Origin of the sequence: Psychrobacter sp. 1044, from assembly GCF_904846525.1 — a bacterium.
GTDB lineage: Bacteria > Pseudomonadota > Gammaproteobacteria > Pseudomonadales > Moraxellaceae > Psychrobacter.
The window spans coordinates 1-16,651 of sequence record NZ_CAJHAZ010000015.1; the positions used below are offsets into that span (position 1 = coordinate 1).

General features: G+C 41.3%; 13 protein-coding genes. All 13 read right to left on the bottom strand.

Annotated features, from left to right (window positions below):
* Nucleotides 1–278: 278 nt before the first annotated feature.
* The 13 genes from JMX82_RS10885 to gspG all read right to left on the bottom strand — a co-directional run bounded on the left by JMX82_RS10885 (nt 279) and on the right by gspG (nt 16,087).
* Nucleotides 279–782: a pilin gene (locus JMX82_RS10885; RefSeq protein ID WP_201540558.1), complete on the bottom strand. Its 504-nt coding sequence runs from the start codon at nt 780–782 to the stop codon at nt 279–281.
* A 315-nt stretch (nt 783–1,097) separates the two neighbouring features.
* On the bottom strand, nt 1,098–1,544 hold the full coding sequence (locus tag JMX82_RS10890; protein ID WP_201540559.1) for a type IV pilin protein: 447 nt from the start codon (nt 1,542–1,544) through the stop codon (nt 1,098–1,100).
* A complete protein-coding gene (locus tag JMX82_RS10895; RefSeq protein ID WP_201540560.1) occupies nt 1,544–2,098 on the bottom strand; it encodes a type IV pilin protein in 555 nt (184 codons plus the stop codon). The genes JMX82_RS10890 and JMX82_RS10895 overlap by 1 nt, the downstream gene beginning before the upstream one ends.
* Nucleotides 2,098–6,576, bottom strand: a complete 4,479-nt coding sequence (locus JMX82_RS10900; RefSeq protein WP_201540561.1) for a pilus assembly protein PilC — start codon at nt 6,574–6,576, stop codon at nt 2,098–2,100. Before JMX82_RS10900 ends, JMX82_RS10895 begins: the two co-directional genes overlap by 1 nt.
* Before the next feature lie 122 nt (nt 6,577–6,698).
* On the bottom strand, nt 6,699–7,517 hold the full coding sequence (locus tag JMX82_RS10905) for a PilX N-terminal domain-containing pilus assembly protein (RefSeq protein ID WP_087814584.1): 819 nt from the start codon (nt 7,515–7,517) through the stop codon (nt 6,699–6,701).
* Between the two features lie 54 nt (nt 7,518–7,571).
* A complete protein-coding gene (locus JMX82_RS10910) occupies nt 7,572–8,537 on the bottom strand; it encodes a PilW family protein (protein ID WP_201540562.1) in 966 nt (321 codons plus the stop codon).
* Nucleotides 8,538–8,548: 11 nt separating this feature from the next.
* Nucleotides 8,549–9,049, bottom strand: coding sequence for a type IV pilus modification protein PilV (pilV, locus tag JMX82_RS10915; protein WP_201540563.1), 501 nt, complete (start codon nt 9,047–9,049; stop codon nt 8,549–8,551).
* The gene (locus JMX82_RS10920; RefSeq protein WP_227676651.1) at nt 9,049–9,540 is read right to left on the bottom strand and encodes a Tfp pilus assembly protein FimT/FimU; all 492 of its coding nucleotides are present in this window, start codon (nt 9,538–9,540) and stop codon (nt 9,049–9,051) included. The genes pilV and JMX82_RS10920 overlap by 1 nt, the downstream gene beginning before the upstream one ends.
* A gap of 368 nt (nt 9,541–9,908) precedes the next feature.
* The gene (locus tag JMX82_RS10925) at nt 9,909–10,760 is read right to left on the bottom strand and encodes a ComF family protein (protein ID WP_201540564.1); all 852 of its coding nucleotides are present in this window, start codon (nt 10,758–10,760) and stop codon (nt 9,909–9,911) included.
* A gap of 27 nt (nt 10,761–10,787) precedes the next feature.
* On the bottom strand, nt 10,788–12,215 hold the full coding sequence (locus tag JMX82_RS10930) for a phospholipase A (protein ID WP_201540565.1): 1,428 nt from the start codon (nt 12,213–12,215) through the stop codon (nt 10,788–10,790).
* Nucleotides 12,216–12,589: 374 nt separating this feature from the next.
* Nucleotides 12,590–14,725, bottom strand: coding sequence for a protein-disulfide reductase DsbD domain-containing protein (locus JMX82_RS10935; RefSeq protein ID WP_201540566.1), 2,136 nt, complete (start codon nt 14,723–14,725; stop codon nt 12,590–12,592).
* A 67-nt stretch (nt 14,726–14,792) separates the two neighbouring features.
* Nucleotides 14,793–15,356, bottom strand: a complete 564-nt coding sequence (locus JMX82_RS10940; protein WP_201540567.1) for a protein-disulfide reductase DsbD domain-containing protein — start codon at nt 15,354–15,356, stop codon at nt 14,793–14,795.
* A gap of 263 nt (nt 15,357–15,619) precedes the next feature.
* Complete coding sequence (gene gspG / locus JMX82_RS10945) at nt 15,620–16,087, bottom strand: type II secretion system major pseudopilin GspG (RefSeq protein WP_413786777.1); 468 nt, start codon at nt 16,085–16,087, stop codon at nt 15,620–15,622.
* Nucleotides 16,088–16,651 lie beyond the last annotated feature (564 nt).

Below are 16,651 nucleotides of genomic sequence, written 5' to 3' on the forward strand. Positions count from 1 at the left end.
TAATCGTTTAATCGTTTAATCGTTTAATCGTTTAATCGTTTAATCGTTTAATCGTTTAATCGTTTAATCGTTTAATCTGTGTAGGATGAGCATTTTGCCCAGCATATTAACCTTGCAAATATTTGAAGAAAAAAATTTTGAATAATTTTAAACACAAAAAAACCAAACGAGATGTTTGGTTTTTAGATATTAAACGAGACTTTTTGTAGGCTGGAAATTTTGCCCATCATCACAACCTTGCGTAATTTGAGCTGGGCTAAAAGCCCAGCCTACGCTTGCTAACGGCAAGATGCTGGTAGATATTTAGCATCTATACCTTTAGTACTACCTGCAGCACATTCCCAAGCAACAATAGGTTTAACACTTGCACGATTGAAATCAACAGCTTTAGCCTTATTACCAGTCTTCGTAGTATCTGCATCCGTATATGGCACTAAATCAAAATTCACGTTAGTACCTAATTGATTGATATTCTGTGCAGTTACCGTTATTACACCGTCTTTACTAGTGGCTACTGTTTGTACATATTTAGAAATAGGTTTTGCCTTAGTACCACCTTCTCCACAGCCAAAGTCACCGCCTTTTGGAGTCGTTTTGAAACCAGTTTGAGATGCCTCTGTGACTGCCGTTCGACATGTTGAAGCAGCTAATACAACTTCAGCTACTTTTGCACGAGCAGTATAATCCTGATATGCAGGTAGAGCGATCGCAGCTAAGATACCGATAATCGCGATAACGATCATTAGTTCGATTAAGGTAAAACCTTTTTGAGCAGTGTTCATAAGAACTCCTTTTGGGGTATATAAAGATAAATGGCTATTGTTTTTACAGCCGCGTTTTATCTTTAGTAATATAATATGTTTGTCTTATTATAGTTATTGCATATAGCATGCCAAAATAATTATTTATACTAGCTATTTACCTTAAGTACGTGATTATGACTACTATCTATACGTAATGAACCATCATAATAATATTAAATGACGCTAAATGTTACGCTTAGCCTACTGAAAATTGTCAGTTCACATACTCTATGACAGTAATACGTAACTAATAATGACAATTTTTGTCAGCGACATTTAACTTCTAGGCTCTCTTTACTCGTTCCATCTATTATCTGAGCCACAAACGGCTGCTCGACATTTGATATTCTGATAGTTAAGACTGAGTGCACCATCGCCAGCCATTTGGGTGCCAGTTTTCGGGGTGGCAGTCATTGTCCATTCAGAAGTCAGAGGATCAGGTGTAAAAGCAAGCGTATAGAGAGCGATACCTTGTTTAGGATAGTCGCCGCCAAGACCAGTAATTAAAGCATTGCTATAAGCACCTTGAGCTAATTTGCGACTTTGAATCTCGGAGGCTACATTGTGCATCTCGCTCATCATATCAGCACGTTTAGACTTAATAATGTAGCTCTGATAACTTGGATACGCGATAGATGCAAGCAAGGCGATAATAGCGACGACAATCATCATCTCAATGAGCGTAAAGCCTCGTTGCGACATTACTAAATTATCCAACTTCTGATTTATTATTGCTATCATTACCAGTTCTCCTGACCTGTACCACAAGAGGTCGCTGTAACCGCAAGTGTAGTGGTATTTTTACAGCGCAAACCTGAGCTGGTCATCAGCATGTTGTTCGCACTCTTGAAAGTACCCGTACTATTAGGGACAGCAAGCATCTTCCACGTCCGACCCGTGCTGTTATCGAGTCCTGCACTGATGAGTGACTTGGTCGGTGTCGCACCATCGACAAGGGTAATTTGATAACGATAGTTGGTCGCATCGCTACCTTGCGGCACATAAATAGTCTTATTATTGACATCGTAACCATGACTCACACTATTATTACTATCGACAATCTGCGGTTGAAAACCTTTATAAGTCAACGCAGATGAGCGCCAACGCTCGAGCTGAAGCTCTAATTGGAGCATCTTCGACTGCACCTCATTTTCAGCGTTTCTAATGACGTACTGTCGATAGCTCGGTATCGCAACTGCCGCAAGAATCGCGATAATCATAACGACAACCATCAGTTCGATGAGCGTAAAACCGCGGCTCTTGCCACTAAGTTTCTTATCAGTATGATTAAGCATTAGTTACTCTCATACCATTGCGTTGGTTTTAGCACATAACGCTCTTTGAATAATATGCTTGCCATAGAACCATCACCTTTATCTTTTGTGATACCAGCATACGGGTCATTACCATCTACATAGCCGCCTACTGGTGGCTCTTTTGGACCCTTACCTTTTTTACTATCATCACCATAATCGATAAGATCATTAGCACGATCTGTCAGGCTTTGCGTACCTATTAGCACGGTCGTGTCTAAGTTATTGGCATTCACCGCACCAAGTGTCAGCTCTTGAATACCTTTACCGGCAGGTGTAAAGCCGCCTGTACCTGTTTTAGAGCTGTTATCCATACAGACGCCATAAGGCAGGCAATACATTTGTTGCTCTGAGCCGCCAAGCGTTTGTGCCTCACAAATACTATTGTTGCCATAAGACATGTTAGGGTCATATACGGACATAAATAAATAATTGTTCATGACACGATAGTCGCCCATGGCTTTTACATGCGAGACGTTCTCAAATCCTGCAAAACGCGTTAGCGGATAGTACCAACCTCTTTTGTCTTCTGAGCTATCTATCACTGAAAGCTCTTCGACCATTGCTGCTTTTGCCGTTTTGGTGTTTTCAGACAGGTGACTACCGCCTAACTCTATCAAATCATCTTTTTCGTTTAATTCTTTGATAGTGAGTGTTGACGTAGCACTACTGTCTAAAAGATCATTACGAGTTACATCAGTATCAATAATCCCATATAAACGATTGGCTTTGCTTTTATCACTACTAGTTACATCGCGGCGCTTAGCTAATGGTGAACTGCGATCGCCAGAAGCAATATTGACAAGGGCAAATATCTTGCTTTGCTTATCTCTATAAAAGCTCACTACTGGACGAGCATAGAAGCGATATGGTAATGCAGTGACATTTTCGGAAGCATTAAGCACTCGAACCACGCGTACTTCTTTAAACGCTTTTTTCTTTTCGTTAACGAAGTCTGCACGGAATACATTGCCACCTAAATCGGCAAAGTATAAATGGTCAAATAAACCATCATTATTGCGATCTAGTGGCGTAACGCCAGCGACGATACTGTGATTGTACGGATTGTCCCACGACCACAGCTTCTCGCCTGTTTTTGCATCGGTCACATAGATAGAACTGCCTTTGGCTGCCGTAGTCGGTACGAATTGTGGATCTTCGTACTGCATGTCATAACCCCCACCAAATACGATGACGTCTTTGTACTTAGTGTCACTAGCGCCTTCTTTTACTCGAGCCGTGGTGACTGTATTCCATATCTGCCCAACATTATTATAATCACTGTTATTAACAGTGACCTGAGTACCAGTGTCATTTCTATGCAGTTTTGCTGTTGTACTAGTAATATCTGGCGTAATACTAAATAGGATTTTTGGCGTATTTTTGTCAGCTAAGTCTAGAGCATATAATCCTTCTCCGCCCATTCGGAAACCACCATAAGCCGCCATTGACAAGAAATTGCTCGTATTGGTGACGTCATTTACATTACTGCTATCAGGTTTATATAAGGAAACTTTGCGAGTTTTTTGATCGCCTGATGTTGTACTGCTATAACGATATTTGGCACTGACTAACCATGGAGCATCAATCCCAAAGCTTAAATCGCCCATCGCTTCTTTTACTAAAGCTTCTGGTTGTTTACGGAACATCTCATGTAATACCAGTGCCCATTCTTCTTCGCCTGTATTGGCATCTACTAAATGCAAGGCACCATCCATCGAGCCAAATAATAAATAATCTTCTCGGTTATTTGCAGTGATGTTACCTGACTCATTCACTTCGGCACTATAAGAAACTAATGCAGGCTTCGAGTGCACGACTCCACCAACTTGACGAACTGGTTGAGTTGGGAAGTATATTGCTTCCTTCATATTCATTTTATCAATATATAACGGCTTAGTAGGGTCATCTTTATCTCTATAGTCAGTTAAGTAATCAACGTTGTAGCCTAAGAAGTTAAGCATGATACGCTTGGATTGTAGAAGCGTTTTGCCTCCAGAACTATACACGCCGTCATTTATCTGAGGAAAACCGGTCGGCACTCCATTGTCACCAACGCCAATTTTTACCACACCCTCAGGAATTTTTGTATTATCAATTCCTTTATAGTTTTCGAAAAATACATTGCGTGTGCTAGCAGGGGAACTAAAGTCTGGAGCTACTAAGCGAGCATAAAAACCCCCACTATTCACAGCAGAATTACCTGCTGCACTTATAGGTGACTGGGCCCATAGATCAGCTGCGGCATCATTTAGCGTCCCACCTGCATCACTATACAGTCGTCTGTTGCCCTGACCATACAATGTACCGTTTTTAGTTTCATACTTTTTAAGGTTGCCTGGCCATACTTTAAACGTATCTCCTACTTTAGGCTCTAACATAGGCAGATAGGCATAGGGCAACGTCGTACTGGTTTGATAAGGGTCATCTGGGACAGTAATCGTACCAGCTGGTGTGGTATTAATAGTTTGATTTAAATCCGTGATAAATTTCTGCACACTATTAGCAATATCAAGTGAGGTTTCTGCGTAAAAGAAGCCGCCATTGCCATAGTCAGGGCCGCCCCATTTACAAGCATTTTTTGCATCTACATTAGTTGTTGCATCACAATTATAAGTACCATCGGATTTTTTAGGGATACCAGCAAATGATGAACCAAATCCTGCTACTGCTGTTCTAATACTTGCCCCAGATGGATTTTTAGTTTTGTCATGCAGTTTTTTGGCATATTCACCGATATATTCCCAGCCCCCTGTTTCACCAGCAAATAGATTAGATTGCAATTTTGGTGACACTAATCCAGACGGCACACCATTAATTTCATACAAATTGGTTGATAATGATTTGTTCATAATCTTACGCGCCATACCAGGCTTGGTCGAGTTTGGCGCGCCATCGGTTAAGAAGTAGATACCATTACTGTCACAGGAATCTGTACTACTGCCTTTAATATAAGCGGTACCATTAGCATTTTTAGTGTCTGCTGCTGAATATCTCAGACCACCTACTTCATTTTCTGTACCGGGGCTTAGGGAAAATGGACTGGTTCGATAAGATACTAGACCTCTTATACTTTCGCCATAACCCCATACAGTACCGACGATAGGCTCGATATCAAGGGGTTCTTGATCTACCTTTAACCAACCACCATAGCGCCATCCAACAGGTAGAGCTTCATAAGTGTCCCAAAGATTGTTTATAGAAATATCTTTACCAGTTAAACTTTTTATCTTCGTTTTAAAATCAGCTTTGCTAGCGATTTTTAACCATGCGCCTGCAACATCAGGATTTGGGTAGTAAATGCCTTTATCTACTGTTCCTTGGGAGATATTGCTGCCATCGCGTCCTGGCCAGTTATTTACACACTGCTCAACGACCGCTCCAATCGCTGACGTTTTATCTGTACCTAGCTCAACGCAGACAAAATAAATCTGCTTGTCGGCCCCACCATTTTGCTTAACCATATAACCATCATAAATGATTCCTACATTTTTGACGGTATTATTATCTACACCAGTTCCTGTACCCATCATATAAGCGCCAGCTTCTGCATAAGCATGGGCAGTAGGTGTACCACTCGAAGATTTGGTAACGTCTGGATAGCTGTTACTAGAGAGCTTAAGATTAGAGTTTGCCGTACCGTCCTCATTCGTAGTGGTATCAAGCGATTTAAAACCTGCCAATGCCTTAATAATTTTTTTGCGTTGTTCAATAGTCAGAGGTGCCGAAGGTACTAGTATACGTCCAGAGTGACCATCAACTAATACGTTAGTTGCTGTACCAATGGTAATAGTCTTCCTCTCGTTTCCGTCTTGATACTCAGCTTTGGACGAAAAGTGTCCAAGACCCATATAGACTTTATTACTAATTTGATCGCTTACTAACAATGGTATTAATGCGTCTTTTAATCGCGATAGCCGATCTAGTTCTGTAACCGTTTTGGCACTCGCTCCCTGTCCAAATGTCTTTGTACAGCCACGCACATAATAATCAATCGTTTCAGAACCGATAGTAACCGTTTTCTTTTTAGACGTTAGACCTTTAGTTGATGCATCTTTTAGGTTATAAGCCCACTCAAAAATACTATTAGTATTTCTATCCCTATCATATTCACCTACTACAACACGATCGCATAATGGTACATCTACATCACCAGGGCTTCCATATTTATTGTTTTTAGGAAGAACCAACGAGCTGATCCCCATCGAGCCTGAAGTATCGATCATCATCATCAAGTTAGTACGCGCAGCAGAAGCTGGCTGATAAATACTTAGGTCACCGATACTGCTTACTTTGCCATCTTGATTGACAGCGGCTTGAGACATGCTCATACACATCATGCCGAGTACAGCAGCACTTAAGCTAGAGACGCGCCACCAAGAGTTAATATGTTTTTGAGCAGCGGATTCGATAGCCGTCACTTTGGGCGCGCGATAACGATTGAGGTGTTTGAGTTTCATAATGTTATCTCCTGAGCACGGCTACGATAGACGTGACGATATAAATATAGTAGCTTTTAAATCAGTTATAGATCTATAGCAGCGATTCAACTATATAACCGCTACTTTCTTATATGTCCCTATCAAATATCTCTACATAAAGGGTTAGTGCTGTCTGTTTTACCCCCACTACCAAAGTAGTCACATAGCTCACTACTTTGAATATTGGCCAAATCAACTTGCTCTACCAACATCTTGTTAGGAATATTATTGTCTTTCATACATTTCATCACACCATCTGTTTGGTCTGAAGCATTTTTTGCAAAACATTCTTTGACTTTATCATCCTTCGCCTTTCCATACGCAGGTAGCACTGAAGTCGAATAAATATCGAACGTAAACATTTTTGCGGTTTTCTCATCAGAATCTGTACCGAGATTCATATGCTCAAAATTACCACTATTTGCAGTAGCACTAACGTTCTTTATCATAACTTGCGTCATTGTCGTATTACGATTACTGGTATAGTCAGTAGCTTTGGTAGGGTCACAATAACCTGTTGTATTGTCGACCAACTTACCCGTATTACGACGTATAACGGCATCATCAATATTGAAAAAAGAAGAACGTGGACGGTAACAAAAATCGATAATATCATCGTTGTTATCTTCTAAGATATAGTAGCCAAATATCCCTGTAATACCCATAATTTGCTTATATTGCTCACTGGCTGGAGAACCATTAACCGATATTTCAATCTTATTATTGACACTGTCCGCAGACTGCAAAAGCAAAGTGTTTATCTGATCGCTGGTTGCAAGTTTTAAATCGGTATTACTGTTGCGTACCGCTATGACTCCAACGAGCATAATCAGTATTAAAAACAGTAAAACCACAATCAATACTGCCCCGCGCTGGCTGGAATCTAATGAAGGATAAGTATTAGAATGACTGATATTCATGGCAAATTTTCACCTTTATTCATACGTACAGGACAGAGAGATTATCAACCTTACTTAACTAACACTGTTAATCACATTCACAATTCTAGCATTACGTAACAGGGTATTGGTTTCATAAACACGGCGTAAATATTTTGGTGCATTGGTTTCTGATTTTAGTGTCTGTGTCGTGCCAAGTATACTGAAGGCACTTGCACTATCATCAGGACTATTAGAGGTACTGCGGGTTAATAATGCGACTTTGATATTGGTAATATAGGGCTTTTCTGTCGTAAGTTTCATGTAATCTTTTACACTCATTTCAGTATAGCTATAACTTGCTATACCACTATTAACTACTGAATGTTTGACACCTAAACGAATATTAAATTGATCGACATTTTTTATAATAGTTTGCCCTGCTTCCATAAAGTTAGTAAGCACTCCATTACTTGCTATACGCCCAGCATCACAGTTGAGATTGAGATTTTTTCTATCTTTGTTGGTTTTTACACTGTCTTCGGTTAAAAAATAACGGGTAATGACACGTTCGTTTAACTCAATTTTCTCACCTTCACAGTCATACAATATTTGACCCGTTGTGTTGGTATACTGGAATGTAAGCTGATCACTTTTCTCACCAGTGTTAGATAAAGAACCATCCCATTTATGAATCCCACCTGCAGAATCCATGTCATGACTGCGCGTCAAGTAACCTTCTTCTAATTGAGTACTTGTTACAACATTTACTGCATCAGCATTGGTTGCGCTTGCCGTCAGCACAACTCCGCCCATCACAGTTTTATCATTAAGAGGCACGCCATCATTGCCAAGATTGGCAAGCCTTAATTGTTGTTCAATAGATTGAATGCCAAATACTGCTGAATCCTGAATCTCAGAACCAGCACTCTGTACACGATCCACACGTTGGCTGGTAATAAATACTTGAATGATAGCAGCCGATATCAATAACCCTAAAACCAGCGATATCATTAGTTCAATAAGTGTAAAGCCTCGCTGATATTTGATATCTTGTATCATTATGTGTTTCATTAATACGTCTCCACAATAATACAGTTACTGCCGCTTTTATAGATACCAGATGCATCAGCACAAGCATTTGCATTAGTAGCATCCATCGCAGCGGTAGTGTCGCCCCAAGCTGCTATGATACATTTCACTTCAGAGAAATTAGCTGTTCCAGGACAAGTTACCATTTTCACATTAATACCATAGCTGTATAGCTTATCGTATGCGTCTTTAGACTCATTAATGGCTATTTGCTCAGCGGAACAATCTATACAGCTTTCACGAGTTTTAGAAGCATCATTAATGGTAACTTGATAGGTAGCAATTTGTTGTGAGTTGGCGCGCATATTTTCTGCTAGCCCCCGAATGATGCTTAAAGCTTGAGTACGTACTAAGCTCTCATCAGTTGCACTTATAGCACGCATCTGCAATGCACTAAATCCTAATACGGCAACAGATAGCAATAAGACAGCGACTAAAACCTCTATTAGTCCGACACCTTGTTGTTGGTTAAGCTGACTCATTAACATGATCCTCCAAGCTGGATACTAATCTGTCCTAATTTACTGACCAAAATCTGTCGCGGATCGGCGGCATCACCGATATCACAGATAACTAAAGTCTCGGCGTCGGCCGTTTTATTAGGTTTAAAATCAACATCAACATCATCATCGCCATTAATAGTAGTCTTTGGATTGTAATGATAAGCAGTGATTTCATCTTGTGAACCACTGCTAGTATTGACCTTGAGTTTAATAGTACTAGAGACGTTATCATACGATACTTCAACTTCTTGACGACGAATCAAACTTTCGTTTTTTGCTTCTTTTAACGCATTAGCAAGTGTAGCCGTTGTCGATTTGACTCGCTGATTGGCAAGCTGAGTACTAATACTCGGCGCTGCTATACCGACAATAATGGCAAGCACAGCAATCGTTACCATTAGTTCAATCAGGGTAAATCCTGAGTTGGTTGTTCGTAGCGTAAGTGGTAGATTATTTGTAGATGCGTTCACATCAAATCCCTATTTATAACGGCAATTTTATAATAACTATTGTTTGTCTAATACCAATACTGAACCAAAAACATCAACAATGAATTCATATTGTCATATCATTTTTGCCCGTCTTTTTATTGTTATTCAATCAAAATTATGCAATTTATGTTCCATAATATTTAACAAAAGTTTTGCATAGAAATAACAATAGCCATAGCAGTTATGCAAGCTATTTAGAAAATATCATTTTATAAGCAATGCTATTGAGTGATAAGCACAGTATTTTGGAATATTAATAACAAATAAACATATATTATTTTAATAATATAGCGTTAAGGCAACATATTAGCAACATATTAGTAGTTAGCAATAGAGAGGAACAGATTTTAAGACTGATTTCCATGCGCTAAAGCATAGGCAGAAAGATGGTATTTATAATTGGTTTGAATATCTGACATGGTGACTGTTTTAGACGGGGTAAGCAGTGTACGCCCCAATGCTTGTAAACTGGCACCCGTGGTCGCAACATCATCAAACAATAATAAGCGTTTCACAGGAGGCTTTTCGATTAAAACAAAAGCATTGTCTAGATTACTTAGGCGCTCAGCACGTGTAAGCCCTTGTTGACTGACAGTGTCGTCAATACGCTTTACACCATGCCATAAAGGTATCTGCCAATGCTTAGACAATTGCGCGGATAAAATACTGACAGGATCGAAGCCACGTTTGACCAGTCGTTGCTCGGTTGTTGGCATAGCGACAATCACGCTATTATCATGATGACAACCATGAGGACGTGGTAGCTGACGTATAGCATGCAACAATAACGGCAATTTGGTCATGTCTTCATGGTGCTTAAAAGCTCTGATCACTTGACGCAGCGGATACTCATAATAAGTCGCCGTTTGGATAGATAAAACCGTACCAGCAGCAATATCAACATTGAAGGGTTTCGGCAACCACGCGATACTGTCATGACAATGCGAGCAAAGTAGTCCGCTGTTAAAACGGTGGTTGAATTGCTGGCGCAAATTAGCGAAAAACGAAGGATTATTTGGCAAGGGTTTTAGAGAGTGTGGTATAGAATCAGCCGTTGGCAAGCTACTAAAATTTGATGAGAGGTAATTTTGAGATAGCTGAGATTGTGGCGTGCTGCGATAAACACGGCACAACTGGCAGCGTATATCTAGATACTCTGCCAGCCATAGTCCAGTTTGATAAGGCGCTAAAAGTCGCATGGACGATTATCAAAATGTGCGATGATATTAGAAACCTTTCCAATCATTCAGTACGATACCAAAGCCAATAGAGGTATTTTCGTGGTTATAATCGATGATGGATTCGCCATAGCCTTGGAAAACCTGAACAAAGCCATTAACATTCTCTGATAATGGATAAATATAATCGACTTGCGCCGCCCCTTTATTGGTGCTTGGATTGTAGCGGAATGTACCGCTCAGACTCTGTTGATCAGGCAAGTCATATAAGAATTTGATATCACCGTAACCCATGTAGTCTTCGATATCTGGATTGTCTTCACTGCTGCTGCTTTCACTATTCACTCGAGCCCACAGGCGCGGTACGATTGATAGCTTACCCCACTCTGCCCCTGCCATGAGATAAGCACGGTTCCATGAGCGTGATAACGGATCATCTTGTCCATTAGAATGATGAATGGCACCAGCACCAAGCATACGAAGACGACCACCAAAAGGTAAATCTGCGGTCACTGGCTGAGTCAAAAATATTTCAGGCTGATAGTCGGTGGCACGGAATGGTCGCGAGTTATCTTCGTTATAAACTTGCCAATGTGACTCTTGGGTATAACCAAACCACAAATCAGCACTGGTATCGAATAAGTCTTCGGCAACTTTGGTCTTCAAAGACAACTGAAATTTTAGTTCAGTATTGCGTATGTCATTAGAAGTAAAGGACTCCGTTTCCTGTGACGGCGTGCTTGGATCTAGGTTAGGGTCAAAGGTATAAAATACTGGCAATACATAGGTTGGTCGGTATGGCCTTACCGTCCAAGTCCCACGCTCACTGTTTTTATCAAGATCATAGGATAAACTAAGCGGTGTATATTTTTCGATATCTTTTTGAGTGACCCCAACATTTTCTAAAACTTGTGCTTCTCTTTGCGTTAGCCCAACGGTGTCTAAACCTTCATTAGTAGCAGGCGCGCGCGCAACTGAGTCAGTAGCGCCATTATTAGCACCAGCAATGGTAGATTTTTCTTCTACAAAGACAACTTGCGGATTACCTGAAAGCGTACTTTGAAAGGTTTTTGCCAAATCTACTGGCTGCTTAGTTGTGGTGTAGCTGGGTGTTTTACCTTCTTCGGCCACTTTGTCAAAGCAAGCCAAACGTGCGGCACTGGTCTGCACTTGGGTACATTCAAAAAACAATTTTGCTTGCTGAGCGATAAATTCTTTACTGACTACTTGGCGATCTTGCGCAGCTGTATTGGCATCCTGTGACACCTGATAATCTTCAAACTCAAACGCTGCCTCCGGTACTGGTAACTCATTATCGATCTGAGTTTTATCGGCAGCTTGGACTTGCACGGTAAAGCAGGTTAGCGCTAGACCAACAGCAATATTCAAATAATGCTTTCTTGTCTGAAATAACGTGTTTTTGCGCGCTGTAATAAGAGGCATAGGGCAGCGCTGTGCGGTGATATGGGAAAACATAAGTGTCCTTTATCTAACTGACATTATCGCCAGCAGAGTATATAAGATAATGAGTATGACCATTAGCGTCATCGCTAAAATAAACCCAATGACATTCAGACATAGAAGTCAGCAATTACAACGAGTAATGCGCCTTCAGCATTGTTGCTTTATTGTAATGAAAATGTGTGTACTATACTAGCCTTATCGCTGCCCTATACCAATGTAAATATCAATAATCAACGCTAAACCAAATGCTTAGCATCAGGATGTCAGGTAACCATTGGTAAAAATAAAAGAGCCAACGTACTGTATGAATAGTACATTGGCTCTTTTGTATTGTTAAGCCTTTAGAAAAGACTTATTCGTTTTATTAAGTATCAGTTATTAAGATATCAGTTATTAAGCATCGTCAACGTTTGCTCAAATTCTGGACGATCAATCTCACCTACTTGTTGATTGGTCAACTGACCGTCTTGATAATACAGCAATGCTGGCGGGCCAAACAATTTATAGCGCGCTAAGATAGCTTTAGAATCATCAGTAGTTTCTGTTATATCCAGTCTCACCAACTGCCAATCCTGCATCTGCGCTGGACGATTATGAAATAAGTTTTTATCCATAATACGGCACTCAATACACCATTCAGCAGTGACATCGACAAGCACTTTAGGGTTGGCGGCGATAATGGCATCTAACTCAGTCAGCGTCGTGACGGTTTTATCTGTTGTATTACTCATGGCTGGCTGACCAGTCGTCGTCTGCATCAGCGGAGCAGCACTCAAAGATGCCAGCGGATGCAAGCTATCATCGTTACCCAACGCCGCGCCGATAACTAAACAGGTTGCCCAAATACCGGCGATTAACCCTAATGCTTGGGTCAGCATACGACCTTTACCCAACCAACTCCACGCCCACATCGCTACAACCATAAACCATAACGCCCATACCATTAGCATCACGGGTGAGATAAAGACGCGCTCAATTAATAATAAAGCAACGGCAAAGAGCAATAAGGCAAAACCTTGCTTGACCCAGTTCATCCACGCGCCCGCTTTCGGCATAATTTTACCTTGGGTGGCACCAATTAAGATAAGCGGTGCGGATAAACCAAAACCCAACATAAATAAAGCTGCAAAACCCAGTAGTGGACTACCAATCGTCGATACGGCAAGCAGTGCCCCAAACAATGGCGCAGAAACACAAGGCGATACGACGAGCGCAGATAAGAAACCCGCGATTAAGCTACCACCCGTACTACCCAGCTTGCTATCCCCTGCTTGACTCAAGCCTTGCATTTTATTACTAATAAATCTCGGTAAGCGGATACTAAACACACCCAGCATATATAGTGCAAGTAGGACAAATACAATCGCAAAACCAATCAGGATAATGGGGTTTTGTAGCCAGCCGATAATGCCTAATGATTCACCAAACACGGCGATAACTGCGCCCAAAATACCATAAGCCGTTGCCACGCCAATAGCGTAACTGGTGGTGAGAATAACACCGCGTTTCACCGTTGGGTTTTCCTCACGGGCAACGATATTGGCAACGATTGGCAACATTGGTAGTACGCATGGTGTCAATGCCAAACCCAGCCCTGCTAAAAACAATAATACCAATGCCAACCAAGGGTGAGAAGCCAGACCAAAAGGATCGCTATCAGTGGCATTATCTCCAGCAACAGTATTGTTGATTGTCGCAGGAACTTCACTTGTCGCAGTGCCATCGACGCCTTGTTCATCTGCGCCAGAAATCGTATTGGTAGCGCCAAGCTCTCCCTCTAAAGCCTCATCATCCAACAAAGCATAATCAATCACCCCATCATCAGTCAGCGCTTGCTCTGCTGCAAGACTATCGGCAACCGTTGCACTTGACTCAGCGGTGTTGTCATTATCTGTCAGACTGTTGTTAGCAGCTTCTTGAGTAGAAGTACTAGCGCTATTTCCTGCAATTTGTGGCGTTGTAGCAGCGATATCAATCGTCGTTTTAATTTTTTCAGGTGGATAGCATAGCCCTGCTTTGGCACAGCCTTGCCAGCCAATCACCACGGCGGCATCGTTGACGCTTTTACCATTACTACTGCTCAAGGTCGTCGTAGCCACCATATTCGCTTGGTCAAACACCAGTACTTTTCCGAATGTTGGATCATCGATTGACACTGGCTTTTGACTAAAGATAAAAGGCACGGCGGTCACGCCAGCTGGCAACGTCAGTTTGATTTGGTCTTTATAAACATAATGCTCAGGCGTAATGTCAAAATTAATGGCTAAGCGCGTGCCATTATTGGTAGTTTTACTGCTATCACTGACTTGGAAAGCTTTGTCCACTGGTAAAAACTTCGTCTGTGCTGCATTTTTATCACTGCTAAATAAATCACCCAGCCCTGCCGCATGAGTCATCATGGGCATCGCAGCCAGTCCTGTAAACAACGAGCTACTAGAGACCGCAAATGCTAGTAGATAAGATTTTTTGGACGAGCGATGTACCGTTAGCGATGGTTTTTTTTCTATTGTCTTGATGGACATGAAGAGCTACCTATTTATTACCTAATATGCTATTTATTACCAATATTTGAGTCGATCGGCTTGTGGTCTATTTGCGTGTCACGGCGATATCAACCGTGGTTTTGATTTTCTCTGGCGGATAGCACAGCCCAGCTTTCGCACAGCCTTGCCACCCAATTATAATCGGTGCATTTTTTGCGCCTTTACCATTGTTAGTAGTCAGAGTCGTGGTTGCTACCATGTTTTTTTGGGTAAAAACGGGAACCTCACCAAAGGTTGGGTCGTCAATAGAGACTGGCGACTGACTAAAAGTAAAGGGGGTTGCACTCACGCCCTTAGGAAAACTGAGAGTAAGCTGATCTTTATAGACATAATGACCTGGCGTAATATCAAAATTAATAGATAAGCGCGTGCCCTTAGACGTGGCCTTAGTGCTGCTGATAACTTGAAACGCTTTATCGACAGGCAAAAACTTCGATTTTGCGGCACCATTATTAGCAAATAACTCGCCCAAACCTGCAGCTTGAGCGCTCATAGATGCCATCGACAACCCTATCATCAATGAAGTACTCATAATTGCAAGTGCGTGAGGCAACTTAGAGACTCGTTTATTTGTAATGACGGCTTGTGAGTTGAGTTTGTTGGTAAACATGAGTAATAACCTCTACTGGCTGATTTTAATGACAAATGAGCGGGGCGATATGACTGGTATCAAACGTATAGCTTGTTGGAAAAATGGATGGTTTGACATTATCTATGGGATGCCACGCCACTTATTTACTGATATAAAAATATCAACCAATAAGGTCTTATTGGTTGATATTTAAGAGCATTAGAACGACCGTCACCAATAAACATACTATGGAGTCAGGGATTGTTAGCTACCCATATTTTAACTGCTCGTCAAGCTAGTGCTTATAATTGGGCATAAAGATCAGCATCTTGACCTTCGCCGCCTTGCTGACCATCTGCACCCAGCGAGAATAAATCATAAGGACGACCTTCACTGCCTGGGGCGACATATTGCATCTCATTTTCCCAGCCATCTGTTGGATAGCCGCCTTTGATATAACCACCATCTGGGTAGTTTTTGGCCTCTGCTGGCGGTGTGGTTAATGCTTCTAAACCTTGTGCGGTAGTCGGATAGCGCGAATTATCAACCTTATACATATCAAGGGCGTTGGATACTGTAGCAAGCGCTGTTTCAGTGGTCTTGACACGAGCTTTATCACTTTGTCCCACCACTTTTGGGACAACTAAGCCTGCAAGAATTGCCAAGATTACAATCACGACCATGATCTCGATCAGAGTAAATCCAGACTGGTTATTACGCATAGGTAGTGGCTGACGGGCTCTCGTAGGAGCTGGCTTGCTGGCACTCATGGCACTCATGGCACTCATGGCACTCATGGCACTCATGGCACTCATGGCACTCATGGCACTCATGGCACTTATTGGCATAGTAGTTACTTGAGTTTTGTCAATTATAGTCATCGCTTTTGTCATCGCTTTTGGCATCAGGGTGATGTAAATAGGAAAAGTGGCGTTCAAGTAACATTAATAATCGGCAATGATCGGCGTATTAATGAGCACTGAAACGATTATCACTATAAACCATGATTTTATTTTTATCTAGGGCGTGTCCTCAATTCAATCGTTTACTTTCTAAATGGCCTAAAAATAGCTAAATTTTGCCAAACATCGTCAAATAGCTTATCAATATCTCGATATTATTTGCGCTACTTTCCTTGTTTGACGGTAATTTATCTCATTTTTATCACCATTTTTAAAATGAGGACACGCCCTAGCACCGCAAGTAGATTGTTATGAACCTTGATTTTTATAAGCATCAAGACTGAACCACAGCATGAGGAGTGATATTTATAAGGATAACTTTTAACTGACGCTTACTATAGCTTGATGGCTGGCTTTACCCTAGTAAAAACC

Excerpts from the sequence above, each read along its gene's own strand:
- JMX82_RS10910 (WP_201540562.1), bottom strand. The coding sequence starts at position 8,537 with ATGATACAAGATATCAAATATCAGCGAGGCTTTACACTTATTGAACTA.
- gspG (WP_413786777.1), bottom strand. The coding sequence starts at position 16,087 with ATGAGTGCCAGCAAGCCAGCTCCTACGAGAGCCCGTCAGCCACTACCT.
- JMX82_RS10895 (WP_201540560.1), bottom strand. The coding sequence starts at position 2,098 with ATGCTTAATCATACTGATAAGAAACTTAGTGGCAAGAGCCGCGGTTTT.
- JMX82_RS10885 (WP_201540558.1), bottom strand. The coding sequence starts at position 782 with ATGAACACTGCTCAAAAAGGTTTTACCTTAATCGAACTAATGATCGTT.
- JMX82_RS10930 (WP_201540565.1), bottom strand. The coding sequence starts at position 12,215 with ATGTTTTCCCATATCACCGCACAGCGCTGCCCTATGCCTCTTATTACA.
- JMX82_RS10900 (WP_201540561.1), bottom strand. The coding sequence starts at position 6,576 with ATGAAACTCAAACACCTCAATCGTTATCGCGCGCCCAAAGTGACGGCT.
- JMX82_RS10925 (WP_201540564.1), bottom strand. The coding sequence starts at position 10,760 with ATGCGACTTTTAGCGCCTTATCAAACTGGACTATGGCTGGCAGAGTAT.
- JMX82_RS10890 (WP_201540559.1), bottom strand. The coding sequence starts at position 1,544 with ATGATAGCAATAATAAATCAGAAGTTGGATAATTTAGTAATGTCGCAA.
- JMX82_RS10940 (WP_201540567.1), bottom strand. The coding sequence starts at position 15,356 with ATGTTTACCAACAAACTCAACTCACAAGCCGTCATTACAAATAAACGA.
- JMX82_RS10905 (WP_087814584.1), bottom strand. The coding sequence starts at position 7,517 with ATGAATATCAGTCATTCTAATACTTATCCTTCATTAGATTCCAGCCAG.
- JMX82_RS10935 (WP_201540566.1), bottom strand. The coding sequence starts at position 14,725 with ATGTCCATCAAGACAATAGAAAAAAAACCATCGCTAACGGTACATCGC.
- pilV (WP_201540563.1), bottom strand. The coding sequence starts at position 9,049 with ATGAGTCAGCTTAACCAACAACAAGGTGTCGGACTAATAGAGGTTTTA.